24 protein-coding genes are annotated in these 21,867 nt (G+C 44.7%); 12 read left to right on the top strand and 12 right to left on the bottom strand.

Annotated elements, in window-relative coordinates; genetic code table 11:
- Window positions 1-3: 3 nt before the first annotated feature.
- The 3 genes from BM293_RS09085 to BM293_RS09095 form a co-directional block, all read right to left on the bottom strand.
- Window positions 4-441: a gamma-glutamylcyclotransferase family protein gene (locus BM293_RS09085; RefSeq protein WP_093448675.1), complete on the bottom strand. Its 438-nt coding sequence runs from the start codon at window positions 439-441 to the stop codon at window positions 4-6.
- Between the two features lie 63 nt (window positions 442-504).
- Window positions 505-1,560: a porin gene (locus tag BM293_RS09090; RefSeq protein WP_093448678.1), complete on the bottom strand. Its 1,056-nt coding sequence runs from the start codon at window positions 1,558-1,560 to the stop codon at window positions 505-507.
- 28 nt (window positions 1,561-1,588) lie between these two features.
- A complete protein-coding gene (locus BM293_RS09095; protein WP_093448680.1) occupies window positions 1,589-3,553 on the bottom strand; it encodes a BCCT family transporter in 1,965 nt (654 codons plus the stop codon).
- Window positions 3,554-3,738: 185 nt separating this feature from the next.
- On the opposite strand from BM293_RS09095, the gene BM293_RS09100 reads away from it, so the two are divergent.
- From BM293_RS09100 to BM293_RS09140, 9 genes are all read left to right on the top strand, one after another.
- Window positions 3,739-4,476, top strand: a complete 738-nt coding sequence (locus BM293_RS09100; RefSeq protein ID WP_234968968.1) for an EAL domain-containing protein — start codon at window positions 3,739-3,741, stop codon at window positions 4,474-4,476.
- 129 nt (window positions 4,477-4,605) lie between these two features.
- Window positions 4,606-4,893 carry a co-chaperone GroES gene (gene groES, locus BM293_RS09105; protein WP_093448683.1) on the top strand — a complete coding sequence of 96 codons (288 nt, stop codon included), beginning with the start codon at window positions 4,606-4,608 and terminating at the stop codon, window positions 4,891-4,893.
- A 37-nt stretch (window positions 4,894-4,930) separates the two neighbouring features.
- Window positions 4,931-6,562: a chaperonin GroEL gene (gene groL, locus BM293_RS09110; RefSeq protein ID WP_093448686.1), complete on the top strand. Its 1,632-nt coding sequence runs from the start codon at window positions 4,931-4,933 to the stop codon at window positions 6,560-6,562.
- Between the two features lie 137 nt (window positions 6,563-6,699).
- Window positions 6,700-7,746, top strand: coding sequence for an N-acetyl-gamma-glutamyl-phosphate reductase (gene argC / locus BM293_RS09115; protein WP_093448689.1), 1,047 nt, complete (start codon window positions 6,700-6,702; stop codon window positions 7,744-7,746).
- A 70-nt stretch (window positions 7,747-7,816) separates the two neighbouring features.
- Window positions 7,817-8,161 (top strand): iron-sulfur cluster insertion protein ErpA, encoded by a 345-nt coding sequence (erpA, locus tag BM293_RS09120; protein WP_093448691.1) that lies wholly within the window; start codon window positions 7,817-7,819, stop codon window positions 8,159-8,161.
- Between the two features lie 61 nt (window positions 8,162-8,222).
- The gene (locus BM293_RS09125; protein ID WP_093448694.1) at window positions 8,223-9,425 is read left to right on the top strand and encodes a citrate synthase; all 1,203 of its coding nucleotides are present in this window, start codon (window positions 8,223-8,225) and stop codon (window positions 9,423-9,425) included.
- A 167-nt stretch (window positions 9,426-9,592) separates the two neighbouring features.
- Window positions 9,593-10,021, top strand: a complete 429-nt coding sequence (gene rplM, locus BM293_RS09130; protein WP_093448696.1) for a 50S ribosomal protein L13 — start codon at window positions 9,593-9,595, stop codon at window positions 10,019-10,021.
- Window positions 10,022-10,030: 9 nt separating this feature from the next.
- Window positions 10,031-10,423: a 30S ribosomal protein S9 gene (gene rpsI / locus BM293_RS09135; protein WP_093448699.1), complete on the top strand. Its 393-nt coding sequence runs from the start codon at window positions 10,031-10,033 to the stop codon at window positions 10,421-10,423.
- 117 nt (window positions 10,424-10,540) lie between these two features.
- A complete protein-coding gene (locus BM293_RS09140) occupies window positions 10,541-10,987 on the top strand; it encodes a PAS domain S-box protein (protein WP_093448702.1) in 447 nt (148 codons plus the stop codon).
- On the opposite strand, the gene BM293_RS09145 is transcribed toward BM293_RS09140, so the two are convergent.
- Genes BM293_RS09145 through BM293_RS09175 form a run of 7 tightly spaced genes read right to left on the bottom strand, consistent with a single transcriptional unit; the run spans window position 10,984 to window position 17,638 of the window.
- Entirely contained in the window at window positions 10,984-11,874 is an 891-nt protein-coding gene (locus BM293_RS09145; RefSeq protein WP_234968969.1) for a MerR family transcriptional regulator, read from the bottom strand. The two genes, BM293_RS09140 and BM293_RS09145, sit on opposite strands and share 4 nt — an antisense overlap.
- The gene (locus tag BM293_RS09150) at window positions 11,871-13,310 is read right to left on the bottom strand and encodes a cryptochrome/photolyase family protein (RefSeq protein WP_093448708.1); all 1,440 of its coding nucleotides are present in this window, start codon (window positions 13,308-13,310) and stop codon (window positions 11,871-11,873) included. Before BM293_RS09150 ends, BM293_RS09145 begins: the two co-directional genes overlap by 4 nt.
- Entirely contained in the window at window positions 13,310-13,819 is a 510-nt protein-coding gene (locus BM293_RS09155) for a chalcone isomerase family protein (protein ID WP_234968970.1), read from the bottom strand. The genes BM293_RS09150 and BM293_RS09155 overlap by 1 nt, the downstream gene beginning before the upstream one ends.
- On the bottom strand, window positions 13,816-14,358 hold the full coding sequence (locus BM293_RS09160) for a DUF3833 domain-containing protein (RefSeq protein WP_093448710.1): 543 nt from the start codon (window positions 14,356-14,358) through the stop codon (window positions 13,816-13,818). Before BM293_RS09160 ends, BM293_RS09155 begins: the two co-directional genes overlap by 4 nt.
- Window positions 14,358-15,575, bottom strand: a complete 1,218-nt coding sequence (locus BM293_RS09165; protein ID WP_093448713.1) for an SAM-dependent methyltransferase — start codon at window positions 15,573-15,575, stop codon at window positions 14,358-14,360. Before BM293_RS09165 ends, BM293_RS09160 begins: the two co-directional genes overlap by 1 nt.
- Window positions 15,569-16,354, bottom strand: a complete 786-nt coding sequence (locus BM293_RS09170; protein WP_093448716.1) for a DUF1365 domain-containing protein — start codon at window positions 16,352-16,354, stop codon at window positions 15,569-15,571. The genes BM293_RS09165 and BM293_RS09170 overlap by 7 nt, the downstream gene beginning before the upstream one ends.
- On the bottom strand, window positions 16,355-17,638 hold the full coding sequence (locus tag BM293_RS09175) for an NAD(P)/FAD-dependent oxidoreductase (RefSeq protein WP_093448718.1): 1,284 nt from the start codon (window positions 17,636-17,638) through the stop codon (window positions 16,355-16,357). It abuts the gene before it with no gap.
- Between the two features lie 66 nt (window positions 17,639-17,704).
- On the opposite strand from BM293_RS09175, the gene BM293_RS09180 reads away from it, so the two are divergent.
- From BM293_RS09180 to BM293_RS09190, 3 genes are read left to right on the top strand one after another with little or no spacing between them, the layout of a single operon-like run.
- Window positions 17,705-18,511: an SDR family NAD(P)-dependent oxidoreductase gene (locus tag BM293_RS09180; RefSeq protein WP_093448721.1), complete on the top strand. Its 807-nt coding sequence runs from the start codon at window positions 17,705-17,707 to the stop codon at window positions 18,509-18,511.
- Window positions 18,508-19,008, top strand: a complete 501-nt coding sequence (locus BM293_RS09185) for a nuclear transport factor 2 family protein (protein WP_093448723.1) — start codon at window positions 18,508-18,510, stop codon at window positions 19,006-19,008. The genes BM293_RS09180 and BM293_RS09185 overlap by 4 nt, the downstream gene beginning before the upstream one ends.
- Window positions 19,008-20,264, top strand: coding sequence for an MFS transporter (locus BM293_RS09190; protein WP_093448726.1), 1,257 nt, complete (start codon window positions 19,008-19,010; stop codon window positions 20,262-20,264). The genes BM293_RS09185 and BM293_RS09190 overlap by 1 nt, the downstream gene beginning before the upstream one ends.
- A gap of 17 nt (window positions 20,265-20,281) precedes the next feature.
- Here BM293_RS09190 and BM293_RS09195 read toward each other — a convergent pair whose 3' ends face one another.
- Together BM293_RS09195 and BM293_RS09200 are read right to left on the bottom strand one after the other, a co-directional pair.
- On the bottom strand, window positions 20,282-21,112 hold the full coding sequence (locus BM293_RS09195) for a metal ABC transporter permease (protein WP_369793729.1): 831 nt from the start codon (window positions 21,110-21,112) through the stop codon (window positions 20,282-20,284).
- Window positions 21,075-21,854, bottom strand: a complete 780-nt coding sequence (locus BM293_RS09200) for a metal ABC transporter ATP-binding protein (protein ID WP_234968972.1) — start codon at window positions 21,852-21,854, stop codon at window positions 21,075-21,077. The genes BM293_RS09195 and BM293_RS09200 overlap by 38 nt, the downstream gene beginning before the upstream one ends.
- Window positions 21,855-21,867 lie beyond the last annotated feature (13 nt).

Here is a 21,867-nt window from a genome sequence, read left to right on the forward strand (position 1 = left end):
GATTCATTCCGTTATTGGAGGATGGATTAACTGGTACACCCAGGCCTGCTGACCATTGGCGAGCGTTTTTAGAACGCGTTGATAGCGAATCCCTAAGCGTTCATAACGATCAAGCCGTTTTAATTCAGCTGGGCTCACTGTAAAAACCAGCCCATTTACTGACGCATTAGGATGAGGCTGCAGGTCAAGTGCCTGCCGCTGATAGCCTTTAATCTTTGCTGGTTCTGTTTCAACCGAACGTCCGATAACTAGGCGTCGAACCCAAGCGTGTGTCAGTGTGCCATAAACAAAAACACGATGCTCAGCGTGCTGAGTAATGGGAGGAAGGTTGGCTGGGGGCGAATATCCCCAGGAGCTGAAAAGATTAAACCAAAGCCAGCCGCTGAGCGCCAGTATCGGTAAGAGTGAAACGAGCAGAAGTGGGAATAGACGTATTTTCATAATGAAAATACTAACAGGCCTGGTAGCTAGAATACCAGGCCTAGTGCTGAAGGGAGAGGCTGATTAAAAATCGTAACGGAAACCGACGGCAAGAGCTTTACCACCGCCTTTTTTGGCATTTGGCGCAAAATCACCAAGAGGATTACGGAAATCACCTGCTCCACCTGCCTTCTCTGCTGCAAGGGCATTAACTGATTCCTGTTGATAAAACTCAATAAAGGTTTTTAGGTTTTTGCTGTATTGATAGTCTGCACCTAGATGAAAGATTTCACCACCAAAGCCATCCACATCAGCATACATCGCTTTGAAGGTATAGTCATTCAGCGTGTAATCGGCATAAAGGTTAAAGACATTCGCATCAGATTGACCCTTAGCGCTTGATTGTTCTAACTTGATCCCAATGTAAATATTATCAATTTGTTGGCCCAGTGCCGCACCCAATAGGCGGGTGTCATTGTTGTCGTCGACTTGTTCGATACCTACCGAAACGTCAGTACCATTGGCGTTATAGGTTGCGGTAAATTGGTAGCGATTGTCACCGAAGGTATCGGCGCGATCTGAGGTGTCTTTAAGCACGGCCCCTGCGCCAAAAGACACACCATTAAAATCTGGACTGTAGTAACTTACAGTATTAAAGGCGCGGAAGAAAGCGAGTGTGGCATAGCCGCTATAGTAGGTGCTAAAACGATCAACTTTATAAGAAATGGCGTTATAAAAAGGCAGCCACATTTGACCATAAGCCAAGGTACCATAATCACCGCTCACGCCGACCTGGGCAACACGTAAATCACGACGATCATCATAAGGGTCCTGTACTTGGAAATTAGCACTATCGAATGGTACTTCGAGTTGACCAAAAATATTTAAACCGTCAGTGGCTTGCCAGTTGGCGGTGACGCCCAGTCTTGAATAAGCATCACGAATATTGCTATAGCTGCTATTGCCACCATTAGCAAATTCAGCGCTCGAATCCGGATGCACCGTTTCCGCTTGCATGCGTAATGAGCCATAAAAGTCAATATCGACTGCAGCCAATAAGCTGGCAGGCGCAGTCGTAGCCATAGCAAGCACAAGCGTTTTAAGTGTGAATTTAGTTGCTGTATGTTGTTTTGTAGACATGATTTGTAGCATTCCTTTTTTGGTTATATTAGTTGTTAACTTGATTTAAGAAAGTGACATGACGCGAGTACTGTTCTAGTACATCATTTAGGATGGTCTCTTTCGTCCAGCCCATGATGTCGTAGTCTTGCCCGCCTTCGCCTAGGTGCACTTCAATACGATAATACTTATTTGTATCCTCGGCTTTTTCAGCGGCATCGCGCATTACTAAAGCGGTCGGTTCATAGGCTTGTGGGCGTGCTGAGTAGAAGAAGTCAATTTGGTCGCCATGGCGAATTTCTAACCAAGCGCGACCATCTTCGCCTCGTTGCACACGCGAATCAAGCTGTTGTTTTTTAAGTTCGCTAGCAACCTCTTCTAGTGCAGGTGTAACTGTAGTATCAATAAACTTTAGCACTTCTTTTTTCTGCGGCATGCTGACCAGCGTTTTTAAACGGGTTTTCCAGTCCATTTGGCTATCAGTTAATCTCGGTGCTGCCAAACTAGAGTGTTTAGCGATATCCAGCTTGAGTGAACGCGCTAGCCCCCAAGCCATCAAAATCATAATAATGACAAATGGAAAAGCACTGGCAATAGTAGCGGTTTGCAGTGCTCCCAAGCCGCCTGCGAGTAGCAGGCCAGCTGCTAGGATCCCTTGAATCACCGCCCAGAAAATACGCTGCCAAGTATGTGATTCACCCGTTCCGCCAGAGGTTAGGCGATCGACCACCAGTGAGCCAGAGTCTGCGCTGGTCACAAAGAAAGTGATAATCAACAGGGTAGCAATAATCGCAGTAATGCTCGAAAGTGGTAAATGTTCTAGGAACTGGAATAAGGCCACCGAGGTGTCCGCTGCAACTGCATCAGCCAGTTCAGTAATACCCTGAACCATAATCATGTGCAGTGCGGTGCCACCAAAAAAGGTCATCCACATAAAGGTGAAGCCGACCGGTACAAGTAATACACCTAGCACAAACTCACGAATAGTTCGCCCTTTAGAAACCATGGCAATAAACATGCCTACAAACGGTGCCCAAGCAATCCACCAACCCCAGTAGAACAGTGTCCAGCCACCAATCCAGTCGGTCGGTTCATAGGCATAGAGGTTAAAGGTCATATTTAATAGGTCAGAAATATACATGCCGGTGTTTTGCACTAGGGTTTGTAGCTGGAATACGGTGGGGCCTGCGATGAGGACAAATGCCAGCAATGCCGCCGCAAAAATCATGTTTAAAATCGATAAACGGCGAATCCCGCCGGCCAAACCGAGGGCAACAGAAATGGTCGCAATAGCTGTTATAACAGCTATTAAAATGACCTGGGTGATTACACCGACTGGAATGTCAAATAGGTAGTTTAAGCCGGCATTTATCTGCATAACACCAAAGCCCAGTGACGTTGCCACCCCAAACAGCGTGCCCAAAACAGCAAAGGTATCGACCGCATGACCAATCGGGCCGTGAATACGCTCACCAATCAGCGGGTAAAGCGACGAGCGAATGGTCATTGGCATGTTGTGACGGAAGGCAAAATAAGCGAGCGACATGGCAACAATGGCATAGATTGCCCAAGCGTGCACGCCCCAGTGGAAAAAGGTGATTCGCATTGCTTGGCGTGCGGCTTCGGCCGTTTCTGGGTCACCAACCGGTGGGCTGACATAATGCATCACCGGCTCGGCCACGCCAAAGAACATCAAACCAATCCCCATGCCGGCAGAAAACAGCATCGCAAACCAAGAAAGGTTAGTGAATTCGGGTTTGCTGTGTTCTGTGCCGAGCTTGACGTTACCAAAGCGGGATAGCGCTATAACAGCGATAAATACTAAGAAGCCAGCAACAGCCAGCACATAAAACCACCCTAGCTGAGCGGAAATCCAGCCCAGTGTGGCAGAGAAAAAGGCACTGGCTGAATCGTTAAAAATGATCGTGTACAACACCAGTGCTAGTGTTAGCACTGCCGAGCTGATAAACACTGGCGGGTTGATTTGAAACTTTTTTGTGTTTGCGGACAGCATAAGTTTTACCTTTGGGTGTAAATAAATATTCATCAATAAACTTAACATATTGGATATATTAATTACTAGCTAGTATTTTAATAAATTTTTTTCAATGGAGGGTCAGTTGGCCTGCGAGTTGTGTTATAAAAGACGAGATTTTCATTAATCTTAAATTGGAGAGCATTATTGTGACATACTTTCCCGTGGAAACTATTTTGTCGGGTTGTAAGCAATGCCATAAGCCACTTGGTTTTGATTTTACGTTCGCATTTCAGCCCATTGTCAACATTCAAAGCAAAAGTATTTTTGGTTATGAGGCCTTGGTAAGAGGAGCGCAAGGTCAGGGCGCGGGTGAAGTATTGGCAAAAATCAATGATCAGAACCGTTATGCGTTTGACCAAGCTTGCCGGGTTAAGGCAATACAACTAGCGAGTAAGTTACAGCTCGATACGATGTTAAGCATTAATTTCCTTCCCAATGCTGTGTATGAGCCAGCGCATTGCATACGAAGTACGTTAGAGGCGGCAGAAGCCTACTCATTTCCGACAGAGCGACTTATGTTTGAAATTACTGAATCCGAGTATGTCGCCGATGTTAAGCACATGTCAAAAATTTTTACTGAATATCAAGCACAAGGCTTTACCACCGCCTTGGACGATTTTGGTGCCGGTCACGCAGGTTTGAATATGTTGGCAAGTTTTGTGCCGGATATTCTTAAAATTGATATGGAGTTAATTCGCGATATTGACCGAAGTCCAGTTAAACAGAGCATTGCTCGAGGCTTGATGCAGGTTTGTAATGACCTCAATATTACTGTCTTAGCGGAGGGATTAGAAACAGCAGCGGAAGTTGCTTATTACCAAGACCTAGGCGTAACCCTGATGCAAGGATATTACTTTGCTAAGCCGGGTTTTGAATCCTTGCCCTGTGTTAAGTTTTAATTTTTTTTGTTTTGCCTCTTGAATCTCCGTTTTAGCCCCCCATATTAGCCTTGTCTTTATAAAAAACCGTTCATTGTTCTTGATCGGTTTTGTTTACGTACAATAAATCCAAATTAGGAGATTACATAAATGAGTATCAAACCTTTGCATGATCGTGTGGTCATTCGTCGTCTTGAAGAAGAGCAAGTGTCTGCTGGTGGGATTGTGCTGCCTGATTCAGCTAAAGAAAAACCTGCCGAAGGGGAAGTGGTTGCGGTGGGTCCCGGTAAAGCAGCTGACAACGGTAATTTAATCGCTTTGAATGTTAAGGTAGGCGATAAAGTGTTGTTCGGCAAATATGCGGGTCAGGAAGTAAAGGTTGATGGCGAAGAATTAGTTGTGATGCGTGAAGACGATATTATCGCGATTCGTGGTTAATTCAAGTTCAAAACATCGAATAAAAGGATAAGTTAAGATGGCAAAAGAAGTTAAATTTGGTATTGAAGCGCGTGAGCGTATGGTTGAAGGCATTAACGTACTTGCAAATGCAGTTAAAGTAACCTTGGGCCCTAAAGGACGTAATGTTGTATTAGAGAAATCATTTGGTGCTCCAACGGTGACTAAAGATGGTGTCTCTGTTGCGCGTGAAATTGAATTAGAAGACAAGTTTCAGAACATGGGCGCCCAGATGGTGAAAGAAGTGGCGTCAAAAACCAACGACGTAGCTGGTGACGGTACAACCACTGCGACTGTATTGGCACAAGCTATTGTGCGTGAAGGTATGAAGTCTGTTGCTGCCGGTATGAATCCAATGGACTTAAACCGCGGTATTCATAAAGCCGTTGAATCAGTTGTGTCTGAAATTCAAAAAATGGCAAAACCGTGTGAAACCTCTGCATCTATTGCGCAGGTTGGCACGATTTCAGCCAACTCTGACAGCGCGGTCGGTAAATTGATTGCGGATGCAATGGAGCGTGTAGGTAAGGAAGGTGTTATTACCGTTGAAGAGGGTTCTTCACTACATGATGAATTGGAAGTGGTTGAAGGTATGGAGTTTGACCGTGGTTACCTATCACCTTACTTCTGTACCAACCAAGAAAAAATGGTTGCTGAGATGGAAAACCCATTTATTCTGTTAACCGATAAAAAAGTTTCTAACATCCGTGAACTATTGCCAACCTTGGAAGCGGTTTCAAAAGCAGGTCGCCCATTATTGATCATTGCTGAAGATGTTGAAGGCGAGGCCTTGGCTACATTGGTTATCAACAACATGCGTGGTATTGTGAAGGTTGCAGCGGTTAAAGCACCAGGATTTGGTGAGCGTCGTAAAGCCATGTTGCAAGATATTGCAATTTTAACCGGTGGTACGGTTGTTTCAGAAGAAGTTGGCATGACGCTAGAAGCCGTTACGCTGGATGATCTTGGTCAAGCTAAGAACGTTAATGTGGCCAAAGATTCAACGACGGTAATTGATGGCGTTGGTTCGAAGGATGATATTGAAGCGCGTTGTGCTCAAATTCAGTCGCAGTTGGCTAATACAACTTCTGACTACGATAAAGAGAAGCTTCAAGAGCGTTTGGCTAAATTGTCTGGTGGTGTTGCGGTAATTAAATTGGGCGCAGCAACTGAAATGGAAATGAAAGAGAAGAAAGATCGCGTTGATGATGCATTGCATGCAACACGTGCGGCCGTTCAAGAAGGGATCGTGCCTGGTGGCGGTGTGGCACTAGTTCGTGCTAAGGCTTTGGTTAATGTAGAAGGTGAAAACCATGACCAAAACGTCGGTATTGAAATTGCCTTGCGTGCAATCGAAGAGCCAATGCGTCAAATTGCCATTAACTGTGGCCTAGAAGGCTCAGTGATTGTAAACAAGGTTATTGAAGGTTCGGGTAACTTTGGTTTCAACGCATCAACCGAAGAGTATGGTGATATGCTTGATATGGGTATTATCGACCCAGCTAAAGTAACCCGTACCGCATTGCAAAATGCAGCATCGGTTGCAGGTTTAATCATCACCACTGAAGCAATGATCGCTGATTTGCCGAAGAAAGATGCGCCAGCTGCACCGGATATGGGCGGCATGGGTGGTATGGGCGGTATGATGTAATCAAGCCCTACTCTACTTGGTATATAGAAACCTCGGTCAGTTGTTATTGGCCGAGGTTTTTTATTTATGGTCTAAAAATAGTCGCCTGCCATAATGGGCTATTAGCTAAAATAGTCGCAAGCATTAAGGAGAGCAGCATGCAAAAAGTAAAAATTGGAATTGTTGGCGGCACAGGTTATACCGGCGTCGAGTTGTTACGATTACTCGCTAATCATCCGCAGGCAGAGCTATCGGTAATAACGTCACGTTCTGAAGCGGGTCAGGGCGTAGCTGACATGTTTCCCAATTTACGCGGTCATTATGATTTAGCGTTTAGTGAACCCAGTATGGACAACCTGAAGGTGTGTGATCTGGTGTTTTTTGCCACGCCACATGGTGTCGCAATGAGCCAAACTCCGGAGTTAATTGCAGCCGGTGTGCGGGTAATTGATTTGGCGGCGGATTTCCGTTTAACGGATCTTGCGGTATGGGAGCAGTGGTATGATATGAAACATACTTGCCCAGAGATTATGTCAGAGGTCGTGTATGGGTTGCCAGAAGTGTTTCGGGAGCAGATTAAGCAAGCTAAAGTGATTGCCAATCCAGGTTGTTATCCGACTGCCGTGCAGCTTGGTTTTCAGCCTTTATTAGCAGCAGGCCTGGTCGATACTGGCTTTTTAGTTGCTGATGGCAAATCTGGCGTCAGTGGCGCGGGACGAGGCGCCAAGGTCAGCTCATTGAGTGCCGAGGTCAGTGAAAGCTTCAAAGCTTATGGCGTGAGCGGTCATCGTCATGCCCCGGAAATTGCCGAGGGTTTGGCGCGGATGACACAAGGGCAGACCGTTAACTTAACCTTTGTACCGCATCTAGTACCGATGATTCGTGGTATAGAAGCGACGCTTTATGCCAAATTAACCCAGCCTAAGTCGCAAGCAGAGCTGCAAGCCCTATTTGAGGAATGCTATCGCAATGAACCTTTTGTGGATGTGATGCCGGCGGGTAGTTTACCAGACACTAAGATGGTGAAAGGATCCAATATGTGTCGGATGGCGGTATATGTGCCAGCGGGTGGCGATACGGTGGTGGTCACATCAGTCATTGATAACTTGGTTAAAGGGGCGGCGGGTCAGGCTATTCAAAATATGAATATTATGTTTGCGCTGCCGGAAACTATGGGCTTAGAGCAGGTAGCAATGATGCCCTGATACAGGGTTTTGGTTTAAGCTGCCCAATTGGTCTATAATAGGGTATTGGGCTTTGTAAAAGGAGAGTGTCATGTCAGAGCAAGCAATGCAGCCAGTAAATTTTACCGATGCAGCCGCGTCCAAGGTCAATGTCTTAATTCAGGATGAGGGTAACCCGGAACTGAAATTACGTGTTTATATTTCCGGTGGTGGTTGCTCGGGCTTCCAATATGGCTTTACCTTTGATGAAAGCTTAGCTGAAGACGATACGGTGGTCGAAAAAAGTGGCGTGCAGTTGTTAATTGATCCGATGAGTTTTCAATATCTAGTTGGCGCTAAGATTGATTATCTTGAAGACCTGCAAGGTGCGCGGTTTGTGATTGAAAACCCAAATGCTACGTCAACTTGTGGTTGTGGTTCTTCATTCAGCGTATAAGTATTTAGCTGTACTTTTATCAGTTTCGTGCTGTTCTAAAATGGTGTTTTAAGGAAGTGTTATGCAATATATTCCCGGTTTAGCAGGTGTGCCCGCCACGGAGTCCCAAATCTCTTACATTGATGGTCAGAAAGGCCTCCTCACTTATCGTGGTTATGACATCATGGAACTGGCGGAAAAGTCTTCATTTGAAGAAACAACACTCTTATTGCTGTTTGGTGAGCTACCTACACGAGACGAGCTCAATGATTTTGATAGCCAGCTTCGTCAGAACCGCCGGGTTAAGTATAACATTCGTGAGATTATGAAAAACCTGCCTGAAACCACCCATCCTATGCATATGTTACAGGTGGTCGTGGCGAGTTTAGCCAGCTTTTATCCCAGCACGGAATACATGAAGGGGGGGACAGAAAACCAGCATTACATTAATGATGTAACGGTAAAAATTATTGCGCACATGGCAACCTTGGTCGCGCAATGGGAACACATGCGCAATGGTTATGACCCCATTGAACCACGTAAAGATTTAACCTATGCCGAGAATTTTTTGTATATGGTTACCGGCGCAGAGCCAGATCCTGATTGGGCGCGTTTATTGGATGCGTGCTTAATTTTACACGCTGAGCATACAATTAATGCCTCAACTTTTACCACGATGGTAACAGGTTCTACCTTGGCAAATCCTTGTTCAGTCATTTCATCTGCCATTGCCTCGTTATCCGGCCCACTCCATGGTGGCGCGAATCAAATGGTCATCGAGATGCTCGAGAAAATTGGTCGTCCAGAAAATGCCCGTGCTTATATTGAAGACCGATTAGCCAATAAGAAAGTGATTTGGGGCATGGGGCATCGTGAGTACAAAACTAAAGATCCACGTGCAACGATTTTGCAACAGTTGTCTGAAAAGCTGCTACTAAAGAAAAGTGAAAGTGGTGAGTTGAGTCAAATGTTTGAAACCGCACTCGAAGTCGAGCGGGTTTGTGAGGAGCATCTTGGTCATAAGGGTGTTTATCCAAACGTGGATTTCTATTCCGGTATTCTGTACAAAGAAATGGGTTTTGATCCAAAAATGTTTACGTCCATTTTTGCAGTAGCGCGCTCTGCGGGTTGGATGGCGCATTGGCGTGAGCAATTACAAAACAATAAAATTTTTCGCCCCACCCAAGTTTATACAGGAGCGGGTAATTCATGTTATTTATCATTGGATCAGCGTTCCGAAGGTATTAGAGGCGTGCTGAGTAAGAAAAAGAATTCGGATGCTTAGTCACACTTGTTGGTGGTTAAAAAATAAAATGCTAAATGCTTGAAATTAGTTCAAGTTTTGAGTAATATTCGCAGTCTTATTAATCCTTCCCCCTCTTATTGCCCGTTAAACAGTAAGTGCGCTACATTTTTGTAGTTAGGATTAAACATTAATTTTAGGATAATGAAATGGGAACATTTGTAGCCAAACCAGCTGAAGTTAAGCGCGACTGGTATATTGTTGATGCTGAAGGTCAAACTTTAGGTCGTCTTGCCGCTCAGGTAGCCGCACGCCTTAGAGGTAAGCATAAGCCTGAATATACACCTCACGTTGATTGTGGTGATTATATTGTTATTGTTAATGCTGAAAAAATCGGGGTAACCGGTAACAAGCGCAAAAACAAAATGTATCACCGTTATACTGGATATATTGGTAACTTGAAGTCTATGTCTTTTGAGAAGATGATTGATTCACGTCCAGAGCGCGTACTAGAGTTAGCGATTAAAGGCATGTTGCCTAGAGGCCCACTTGGCCGTGACATGTATCGCAAGCTAAAAGTCTATGCTGGTGCTGAGCATCCGCATGCAGCGCAACAACCAAAATCACTTGAAGTGTAAGGATAGAACATGGCAACAGAACAATATTACGGAACTGGTCGTCGTAAAAGCTCAGTCGCGCGTGTTTTCTTACGCGCTGGCTCTGGCAAAATGATGGTAAACGGGCGCGAAATTAATCAATATTTCGCGCGTGAAACAGATTTGATGGTGATTAACCAGCCTTTAGAAGCTACCCAGAGTGAAGGTAAGTTTGATGCTTACATTACTGTTGTAGGTGGTGGTACAACGGGTCAGGCGGGTGCCGTTCGTCACGGCCTAGCTCGCGCGCTGGTGGCTTATGAAGAAGGTAACCGTCCAGCCTTACGTGCTAAAGACTTACTAACGCGTGATGCGCGTAAAGTTGAGCGTAAGAAAGTCGGTCTTCGCAAAGCGCGTCGCCGTCCACAATTCTCAAAACGTTAATTTATTATGTAGATGGATTGTTAAAAACCCGCTTCGGCGGGTTTTTTGTTTGTTATCTTCTATAAAAGCCTGCTAGAATCTTATAAGTTATTACTACACAGGGTGTGTCATCATTTTATGAAAAAATTTCCCTTGCGTCATGAATTGTTGCTTCATCTTATTGAGTCGGCACAAGATGGTATTGTACTGGCAGAAAAAGAGGGCGAAGATACCATTCTGGTGTATGTTAATCCTGCCTTTGAAAAGCTGACTGGCTATTCAGCGGAAGAAATTTTGTTTCAGGATTGTCGTTTTCTGCAGGGCGATGACCGCGAACAAAATGCAGTACGCGTGATACGGAATGCAGTAGATAACAATAAGCCTGTTAGAACTGTGCTAAAGAATTATCGTAAGGATGGCAGTTTGTTTTGGAACGAGTTAAGTGTGACGCCCTATTTTGATGAGTACGATAAGCTTACTTACTACATTGGGATTCAAAAGGATGTGACAGAGGAAATGGCACTGCGCGAAGCTCTGAATAAGGCACAACAAGAAATTGCTGATTTACGCGCGCAGCTCAGCTAGTTTTGATCAAGTGTGATGGGTTCAAACCAAAATGGCCAAGCACGCAGTTCTGATGCGATAGCGGCCTGATCATTATTTTCAAAGCTTGCACAACCCATTAACCAACTTTGTAAGCTTCCCAGTGGCTTTACGGCCAAGTTAATGTCAAATTCTTCCTGCTTCTGTAATGGCGAAAACAAGTAGATAGCGCCTCGAAAAGGCGTTAGGTTGTCTGGCAAGATGACCTGATTTATATTCTTAAAAGACTGTTCAATAAAAACGGGCGTTAATCCCTGTTCGTAGATGTGTAATCCCATTAGCTTTTGTAACCAACTCGGTGTGTCTTGGTGTTTAACAATTAACACCATCTCTTTTGATTGATAATTTTGCTTGCGCCACAGGTGCAGTCGATAATAGAGTTGTTGGCTGAGTTCTTGTAACCAGACCTGCTGCCAGAAAAAACTATTTGTGTCGAGCTCATTAGCAGATTGGCTTAGTTTTAATAAATGTTTCGCAAGGCTTGCATAGTCTTTTTTGGCATCAATCATTCGCTGAGTGAGGGAATGTAGTTGCTGATAACTTTGTGCTTGAATCGCCTGGATGATTACATCATGCCAATCACAGGATGATGCATTGGCAGGCGAGGTATCTTTTAGCAATTTTGAACGCTCGGTAATTATCCCTTTAACTTGACTAATAGGTAAGCCTGTTGCGACAAGCATCATGGCTTCTTTGATGATGGCGAGATGGTTTTCAGTATAAAGACGATGACCCGATGTAGTGCGAACAGGTTCAACTAATCCATAGCGACGTTCCCAGGCACGTAATGTAATGGGCTTAATACCTGTTAACCGCGAAATTTCGCGGATTGGATAAAGCGCCTGTTGATCATTTTTATTATCTGTCATAATGCTAAGGTCATCGTTTTTAGTTGCTGAACACGTTGTTGGTGGTTCAAGCGAGCCTGCTTTAAATTTGGATCGGCTAGCGGGTAGTGCGCTGCAATGTCAGGGAATTGCTGTTTAATACTATTCGCTGCCTCCCAAGGGGCATGAAGTATATTTGTTGGCAGCGGTGTAAGTTCTGGTAGCCATTTTCTAATATATACCCCTTGCGGGTCAAATTTCTCGCTTTGTACCACGGGGTTGAATAAGCGAAAATAAGGGGCGGCATCCACCCCGCAGCCAGCCACCCATTGCCATCCCATTACATTATTGGGTATATCGGCATCAATTAATGTTTGCTCAAACCAGCGCTGACCAATTAGCCAATGTTGATTTAGGTTTTTAGTTAACCAAGATGCTACAAGCATTCTGACTCTGTTATGCATCCAACCCGTTTGCCAAAGTTGGCGCATACCTGCATCTATAATTGGTATTCCAGTGACGCCTTTTTGCCAAGCCATTACGCTTTCATTGGGTTCTGGCCAGTCAAGGTGGTTAAATTTTTCTTGGTAGGCATGGGTTTGCAGTTTAGGGTTAAAGAATAATAAATATCGTGCAAATTCACGCCATATAAGTTGACGAATAAAACTCTGAATTGCATCACCATGAGCAGGCCTGTTGACCAGCGCATCGCGACATTGTTCTAGTAAAGCGGTTGAGCTGATTTCACCAAAATGTAAATGTGTGGACAGTTGGCTTGTACCTGAAACACCTGGAAAATCGCGCTGATTAGGGTATTGGGTCATCTTGTCCGTTAAAAATTGCTTAGCTAAAGACCAAGCGGCTTGTTCGCCTATATGCCAATGCTTGAGCATGCGTTGCGCCCAAGAGGCTGAACTTATTTTTTGTAATGTTTGGGGTGGGCGCGTATCTTTTGGCTCAAGTTCAATTGTTTTGAGTTGTGACCAATTTGCCTGCCCCTCCGCTTTTGGCACATCATCAAGTTGACTCATTACCTTCTTGCTAAACGGCGTATATACGCCATAAGGTTTCCCTTGTTGGGTTAGGATTGTCTCGGGTGACAACCAAGTCTGATCAAACGGCGTCAGTCTCACTTGATGCTGCTTGCAAATTCTTAGCGCATGTTGTTGTGCGGTTTGGTAGGGTTCACCTAATTCAAAATGATAAAGCACGTCGGTGATCTTGTGCTTAATTAAGATGCGCTCAAACTCATGGTCAAACGGGCCTTCGGCGACAAGCAGATTGGCGCCCTTTTCTTGAAGGTCTTGTTGTAAGCTTTCCAAGCTCTTCACTAGCCAGGCCTGGTTAGCTTCACCCTGTGCAAGCGCTGGATCGTGAATGTAGCCAAACAGGCACGCACCGCCGTTTGACAGGGCACGGTGAATAGGTGCATGATCTTGAAGGCGTAAATCACGTTGGAACCAAATTAATTGACGCATTAGGGTAGGTCCCTTAACAGGTTGTTTTTTAAACGATTGGATAAGGGCGATTCGCCAATCCAAATACCAAAATAGACAGCTTTAAACCCAGGCGTGTTAATGCGTACTAATTCTTGTCCATTTAATATGAGTGCCGTACCTCGTTCAGGCGCATGGTCGAGTAGATAGCAATCGCCTTGACTAACTGGTTGATAGGCTTGATGAAGCTTTTCGACAGCACGATTAAGTTCGGCAGTAAGATTATCGGGTAAGGCATGATTAGCGCCATCGACAAAATTTTCTACGGTCAGGCTGCGGGCATAACAGAGCTCAAGCTGTAATGGCGTCGTGTCACTAAGCAGCGTTTGATGATTCATGCCGGGTGCGACGCGCAGGGTTGCGTCGTAAAGTTTGATTAGCCCCCAGCGTGCTGTGCCTTCACCCGTTGTTAACCAGTTCTGACTACTTAATACAGGTTGCGTTAATCCCGTTAGCATTAGCGCGAGTAAGAATTTATTCAGCTTACTCACTGTTTTGGTCCTTGTTTGTTAAAAAATAGCGTCACTTCGCCCACCTTAAAACCAAATTTAGTTACGGTGGCACGGTTTAGCATCACATCGTCAGATTGTAAGTACATCCAATCATCAAAGTTTACGGCCACTGTGCTGTTTCTAAAAGGAAGATCCAGCGTATATGTCCAGTGAAAGACGGCACCTTCGGTACGTCCGTGTGCTTCCCCAATAACATCACCTGCCGTGCCCCGATAGGTGTTAGGTGCAATACGTTTAATCACCCAAATCCGCTGTTCTATTTCACCATCGTCATAGATAAAATGCTCGTCCAACGTGATGGTTTCACCTTCAATAGTGCCGGTGATGTCAACATAAAAGCGCCGCTTAACCTCGCCTGATCGGCTCTGGAATTGTCCCCAGGCATAGGTTTTTCCTTCGAAGTAGGTAAATAAGTCAAATGCCGGTTCGGTGTTCGCGTAATCTTCAATTTTCATGCTTGAGCACCCCAATAATAAACTGGCCGCAATAATGATAAGCCAAGCTTTAAAATTCAACATTATTTATGCTCCAAGGTAAGTTGGATAACATCAGTACGTTGCGTTTCAAAGCCGACCCGGCAGTAATCTAGATAGTAGTGCCAGACCCGTTGAAACTTATCATCAAACCCTAGTTTCTCGACCTCATCGATTTTTTTATCGAACTCTTGACGCCAACGATGGAGTGTTTCAGCGTAGTCGAGCCCAAAACTAAAGTTATTAGTAATCTTAAATCCATAGCGATCAGCCAGTTCAACAAGTTGGGTTTTTGAGGGCAGTAACCCGCCTGGAAAAATATAAGTTTGTATAAAGTCTACACCCTGCTGGTATTTTTCGGCATAGGCTTCATCGATGGTGATGATTTGTAGCACGGCTTTGCCTTCGACTGCGAGTAGGGCTTTAAGCTGGCTAAAATAACTATCCCAATATTCTTGTCCAACCGCTTCGAACATTTCGATACTGACAATATGGTCGAACTGGCCTTGTTGGTGACGGTAATCCGTTAAGCTAAGTTGTGTTTTGTGATCAAGATTCAGTTGTTTCATCCGGTTTTTAGCAAAATCCAATTGCTCTCTTGAAAGTGTGATACCGGTTACCTCAGCATCGCGTTTTGCGGCTTCTTCAGCAAAGCCCCCCCAGCCACAGCCAATTTCTAATATCTGTTGATTGGGTTTTACGTCCAATTCATCTAATATGCGATGGTATTTATTATGTTGAGCAGTAGCTAAATCTTCATCAGGCGTTTTAAACAAAGCGCTTGAATAGGTCATGGTGTCATCAAGCCATAATCGATAAAAGTCATTGCCTAGGTCGTAGTGCGCTGAAATATTATCTTTGCTATTTTCAATCGAATTGTGATTTGCTAAATGTTTTTTTAGGTAGTGGCTGTAAAACCAGTTTTTACCCAACAAAACCTGAGATAAGGCTTGTTCATTCATGGCGCCAAAGTGGAGTAGGTGGTGCAGGTTGGGGGTCTCGATATAGTGCTTAGAGTAGGCTTTCGCAAAACCGAGTTCACCTTGTGTTGCCAGTAACCAAAAAAATTTAAGCGGTTTAAGAATGCGTATTTCAGCATGTAAACCTTCATGTTGTCCCTCATATCGTTGTTGATAGCCCCCGATCTGTACCGTTAAGGAGCCAAACATAATCGCGTCGAATGGCAGGCGTTTTAACACCCAAGAACCAAATAAGGGTGTTTTTAGTGCGGCAATATTTGAGCTAGATGTTTTGGTTAACATAATGTCATCTCCGAATGGCTATAGCGAATATTTTGCAAGTGGGTAGGTGTTTTATGAAATTGCCCGCCAGCAAGCCATATTTTTAGCGCCCACCAATGAATAAGCGTGATAACTTTGACCATGCTGAAGGGCGCAAAGCCAGCTGCTTTGAGGATGTTTTTTGTATCCAGTGGCGCCATATAGCCATTTTGGCTGGCATGAAAAAAGGCTTTGTTTTGCCTGGTTTCCTTGATAAAGGTGTTAAATTTATCCCTAGGAGGGGTAATTTTAAAGTGATAAGCGGCATCCATATCAATAAAGGGGGAGACATGGAATACCTTATTGACATGGCACTGTATCGGCTTGCTTGTCTGAGCGGTTTCGGCAGGTACTTTGAGTACATAGTGATGCCATTGTCCAAACGTGTTGCTTACTTCAGCTACAACGGCAAACAATTGCTCATTGTTGTCATAGGCGTACCACATAGCCAGTGGATTAAAAGCGTAACCCATAATGCGTGGATAACAAATGAGTTCGATTTTCGCGGGATTTGGAAGCTGATACTCCGCCAGTAAGCCGGTCAACCATTCTCGCCAAGACGTGCCGTCGCGGGAACCATGGTCCCGAGTATGGACGCTCAATAGATTAAAGCGATTAAAGCTAAGTAGCTTACAGTCTTGTACTTCTTGCGCAAAGAGATCGACATCGATTTTAATGCTTGCGGTGTGATAATCAAAACGATACTGCATCGGGTCTTCACGCTGATGCATAACCTTGCCAAAATAGAAACACGAGGCCATTTAATTATGTTCCCAAGGGAGCGGTAATTGCCATAGTCTTGCAATACGTGCAGCACTGCGTAGACCATCCTCATGAAAACCATAGCCAGTGTAAGCACCGGCAAACCAGCAGCCATGATGGCCTTGAATGGATTCAAGTTCTTTTTGTGCTTGCATGGTTTGTTCGTCAAAAACCGGGTGATCATACTCAAATTTCGCAATCACTTTGCTTGGATCTGGCTCTCGAGTTGGATTAAGCGTGACTAAAATAGGGGTTTCTGTTCGCAAGGGTTGCAATTGATTCATCCAATAGGTGACTGCCACAGCACGTTGTTGATCTTGATTGATATCGCTGAGATAGTTCCAAGAAGCCCATGCAGACTCTATTTTAGGCATCAAACTTTCATCGGTATGTAACCAGGCTTGGTTCGGTTGGAATTTGAAATTAGCCATAAGGTTAAAGTCAGCATGGTGATCAAGTAGCTGATAGGCTTGATCACCGTGGCAAGCAAACACGACCTGATCAAATTCAAGCTGTTGATCATCGGCTGTTTTAATCAGAACGCTATCTCTTTCTGCGGACATAGGTGATACATGGGTTACACCTGAGTGAACAACGTTGAACTTTGCGTGTTTGGTGATGGCGTCAATATAGTGGCGAGCACCATTGCGTACGGTTTTCCATTGTGGGCGATCGTTAACATTAAGTAGCCCGTGATTGTTGAAAAACTGTAAAAAACTTTGTGCAGGAAAACTTAGCATAGTCTCTGTTGGGCAGGACCAAATGGCTGCAGCCATAGGCAACAGGTAATCTTGCTGCATAGATGTAGAAAAATCATGCTGGCTGAGATAATCTTTTAAGCTTAAATGATGTTCTAAATGGTGCAGATCTTTTTTTGCTTGCTTGTTGAAGCGAAGAATTTCGCGAATCATCTTCCAATGGGCGATGGAAAATAAATTTTTTCGTTGCGCAAAAAGCGTATTCAGGTTGTTGCCTGCATACTCAAGCCGACCTTGGTCAATGGATACGGCAAAACTCATATCTGTTTCTGCCGTGTGAATGTGCAGGTGCTTAAACATCGCGGTTAGTAACGGATAGTTAGGTTCGTTGTAAACGATAAAGCCGGTATCTACAGCAATGTTCTTACCTTCGTGTTCAAAGTCAACCGTATTGGTATGACCACCCAAGCGGTTTTCTTTCTCAAACAGTGTGACATGGTGTTGCTGGCTTAGGAACCATGCACTGGCAATGCCACTAATACCACTGCCAATAATGGCAACATGTTGCGGTTTTGATCTAGTCATTTACTGTTAATTCCAAATTCTATACAATAATTATACACGCATTATACACGGTTTTAAGGAATGACTATGCAAGCGCCAAAACATAATGGTTTATTTGCCAAAAAAATATGGTTAGTTGGCGCATCCCAAGGAATTGGGCTGGCTTTATTGCAAAGCTGGTTGCGCGAAGGTGCCCAGGTTGTCGCATCTGCACGTAAGGCAAAGGAGTCAGTAGAGTTACAAGAACTTGCTAACGCCTATCCAAATCAGCTTTATTTGTTAAATGTAGATGTAACGGCAGATGAGATTGCCGATAATCTGGTCACCGAGGCATGGCAGGCTTTCAATGGCTTGGATGCCTGGTTTTATAATGTCGGCAGTTATTACCCAATGTCGAGTCATGATTGGGATTTGGCTGCCTTTATCCAAATGAATCATGCTAATTATTTGGGTGCCGTTAAGTTGATGTTACTACTGCGTGATTATTTTGTTGCGCAAGGTCATGGTCGATGGGTATGGAATGCAAGTGTTGCTGGTTATTTTGGACTCCCTTATGGAGGGGGTTATTCGGCACCCAAAGCGGCACTGATCAACCTAGCTGAATCTTTACAACCTGAATTGGCTGAGCATGGAATTCGCTTACAAATCATTAACCATGGGTTTGTTAAGACACGTTTAACGGCTAAAAATGATTTTACTATGCCGGGTTTAATGACGGCGGAAGAAGCGGCGGCCGCAATAAATAAGGGACTTGCAGGTTCGCGGGGATTTGAAGTTCGTTTTCCGCGCAGTTTGATTGGATTTTTAAGTCTCTTAAAAAGCGTGCCTTATCGTTTTAGCTTGGCAATCACACGCCGCATGCTCAAACCCCAAAAAGAGGTCTCAGATAAATGACACAGCAATATTATGAGCTAACCGAAAAGTCGACTAAGTCAATCAAGGCACGTGCACCGCTAACCTTAGAGCAGGTATTGTCTGCCTACCAAACGCTTTTTGAAAACTTGGACCCGCAAACCATGGCACAAGCGTTTAGTGAGGTGTTTGCACCGCAGGTTTATTTTAAAGATCCGTTTAATGAAATTAAAGGGCGTGCTAAGTTGTTAGCATTGTTTGAGCATATGTTTACGACCTTGCATGAGCCCATGTTTCGAATTCATCATAAAGCGGGTTCGGGCAATACGGGCTATTTGGAATGGCGTTTTTACTTTAAGTTAAAACCCAATCAACCCGTTAAGCAAATTAATGGCATGAGTAAAATTGTGATTGATGATCAGGGCTGGGTTATTGTGCACATTGACTACTGGGATAGTGGTGAGTATATCTATCATCAGGTACCTATTATTGGTGCTTTTACACGTTGGGTAGCAAGCAAGCTTAAGGCGGACGTTTAATGTCGGCACAGCCTTTGTGGTATGGCTTACCGGCCTGGCCTCTAGCCATGTTGGCCATCCCGCTTTATGTTTATCTACCTGCTTATTACCATGAGCTCGGCGTTGGCCTTGCCGCGATTGGACTAGCGTTACTTTTAGCCAGAGTCAGCGATCTAGTAACCGATCCAGTGCTGGGCTGGTTACGTGATCATTTGAGCGCGCGTGGTCATTATCTGATGATCATTATTGGTTGGGCGCTATTGTTATTTGGTTTGTGGTTTTTGCTGTTACCCACCACGCCAAGCTTTTGGACCTTATTGTTCTGGTCTTTAGTCGTTTATTTTGCTTGGACTTTAATCATGATCCCATATCAAGCATTAAGTGCAGAGGTGACGGCCAGTTTGCACTATAAAACCAGCTTTACGGCGGTGCGTGAGGGGTTTGCGATTATCGGCGTCTTAAGCGTGTTGAGCCTACCTGTTGCGCTGGGAGTCCTGCCAACCAGTCGTGACTTGTTTGTCACGGTTTATCTATTGGTTGCGGCCTTGTTGACGTTATTTCTCGGTTTAATGTTATGGCGTCTTCAGCGCCCAGCTTTGGCCTTGGTAAAAAATAATCAATCAGCACGAGATGTGATAGTTAAGCTTCGCTCTATCTGGGAAGACGCTGCCAGTCGTCGTTTATTGCCTGCTTACTTTTTAAACAGCCTTGCCAATGCATTGCCAGCGACCTTGTTTGTACTGTTTGTTCAAGGTTATTTAGATTTGGAGTCTTACACGGGTGTGTTACTGGTTGCTTACTTCATTGCAGGGATAATGGCCTTGCCAGCCTGGGCATGGTTGGCAAAAAGGATAGGTAAATACCAGGCCTGGCAACTGTCAATTTTGTTAGCATCGCTCAGCTTTATTTGGGTGTTTGCGCTAGAGCCAGGTAATCTAATCGGTTTTTTGATTATTAGTTTTATTTCTGGCTTGAGTTTGGGTGCGGATGTCGCTTTGCCTTCTTCTATCCAAGCCGATGTAGCGCAAGACTTATCTAAGCAACAAGGCCCCATGAACGGGGTGTTGTTTGGTATTTGGGGGATGTTGACCAAGTTAGCGCTAGCTTTGGCGGTGGGGTTAAGTTTACCGCTTATTGATTGGGCGGGTTGGGAGCAGCAAACCGCTACCAGCATGACTATGATATTGTGGTTATATGCTGGCGTACCCGTTATGATCAAGTTGGTTGTGTTGGCCTATTTGCAATACACGGGTAGGCAAGGCATGACCAAGGCGTAAAAAAGTTTAAGTCGAATTTAGGCCGTTTGGGGTCGAAAAGCCTGCAAAACCAACGTCAGCAAAAATAAGCCTAAGGCACAGACTACAATGGCAGGACCGGTTGGAACGTCAATATACCAAGAGAGCGCAAGTCCAAGCACAATGGCAATAGTCGCTAAGATAATCGCGAAAACCAGCATTTGTTCAGGTGAGTTTGCCCAGCGTCGAGCGGTAGCAGCGGGCAGTATGAGTAACGAGGTAATAAGCAAAATCCCAACGACTTTCATTGACATGGCAATGACGAGGGCCAGTAGTAGTGTCATTTGCAGCTGTAACCGTGATACGGCTACCCCTTCAACCTGTGCAAGATCAGCGTTGAGCGTAAGGTTAATCAGGTTTCGCCATTGGGTAGTTAAAAACCATGTGACCAGGCCTGCTATTAAGGCCATGAATAGGAGGTCATAGATGGCTAGGTTAAGGATGTCGCCAAATAAAAAGCTCATAATGTCGATGTTAACACCGGTTTGAAGAGCCACCAGTACTAAGCCGCTTGCTAAACTGCCGTGAGCTAAAATGCCAAGGAGGGTGTCATTGGTTAGTTGGGTGTGGCGTTTTAGTAAATGGAGGCTGAAAACCAACAGGAATGAGGTTATTAGAATGGCAAGGCTTAAATTGATACTTAACATGAGGCCAATTCCGACGCCCAACAGCGCTGAGTGAGCAAGGGTTTCTCCGAAGTAGGCTTGGCGTTGCCAAACGACAAATAAACCGAGTGGAGCGGCAATCCAAGCGGTGAGCAGTCCGCCCGCGAGGGCTAGCCAAATAAAATAATCAAGCATGGTTTTTGGTGTCCAAATGGCTATGCTCACAGTGATGTGGTTGATGTTGGTACCAGGCCTGGTAAGGGCTCATATCGCCAAATTGAGCTAAAAAATCAGGGTGGTCTTGGATATGTGCCAGACTGCCACTACAACATACATGGCGGTTGAGGCAGATGACTTGGTCGGTGTTTTTCATCACCAGGTGTAAATCGTGACTGATCATCAGTACGGCACACTGTCGTTGCCGCTGTTGTTGGTAAATGAGTTGGTAAAGCTGGTGTTGGCTTTGCAAATCAATACCCTGTACCGGTTCATCAAGTACGAGCAGGTTAGGTTCGCGAATGAGCGCACGGGCTAACAAAACGCGTTGTAATTCACCGCCGGACAGACTGTGAACGGGGTGTTTAAACAGATGATTAAGCGCTAATTGCTCATTGAGTTCCGCGAGGGCTGTGTTAAGATTCTTGGCGCTTGTTTTGGCATCAAAGCCGAGCGTTAAAAAACCTGCTACGCTAAGTGGTAAGGTGGGGTCAATAAAAAGCTTCTGTGGCATAAATCCAACCCTTAAATCGGTGTGGTGCGAGACATGGCCTTTAGTGGGTTTAAGAATTTTCAGTAGAATTTTAACGAGGGTTGACTTGCCTGCACCATTGGGACCAATTAGCGTACTGATTTGGTCAGCTTTTAGCGTCAAGTTAATATGGTCAAGAGCAAGACATTCCTTATTGTAACGATGACAGATGTCTTGAGCTTGTATAAGAATTTTTTCCATCATCAGACTAGTGTACATGGAGTGATGGCTA

It is taken from the genome of Thiomicrospira sp. ALE5 (assembly GCF_900112445.1).
In the GTDB taxonomy this organism is placed as follows: Bacteria; Pseudomonadota; Gammaproteobacteria; order Thiomicrospirales; family Thiomicrospiraceae; genus Thiomicrospira.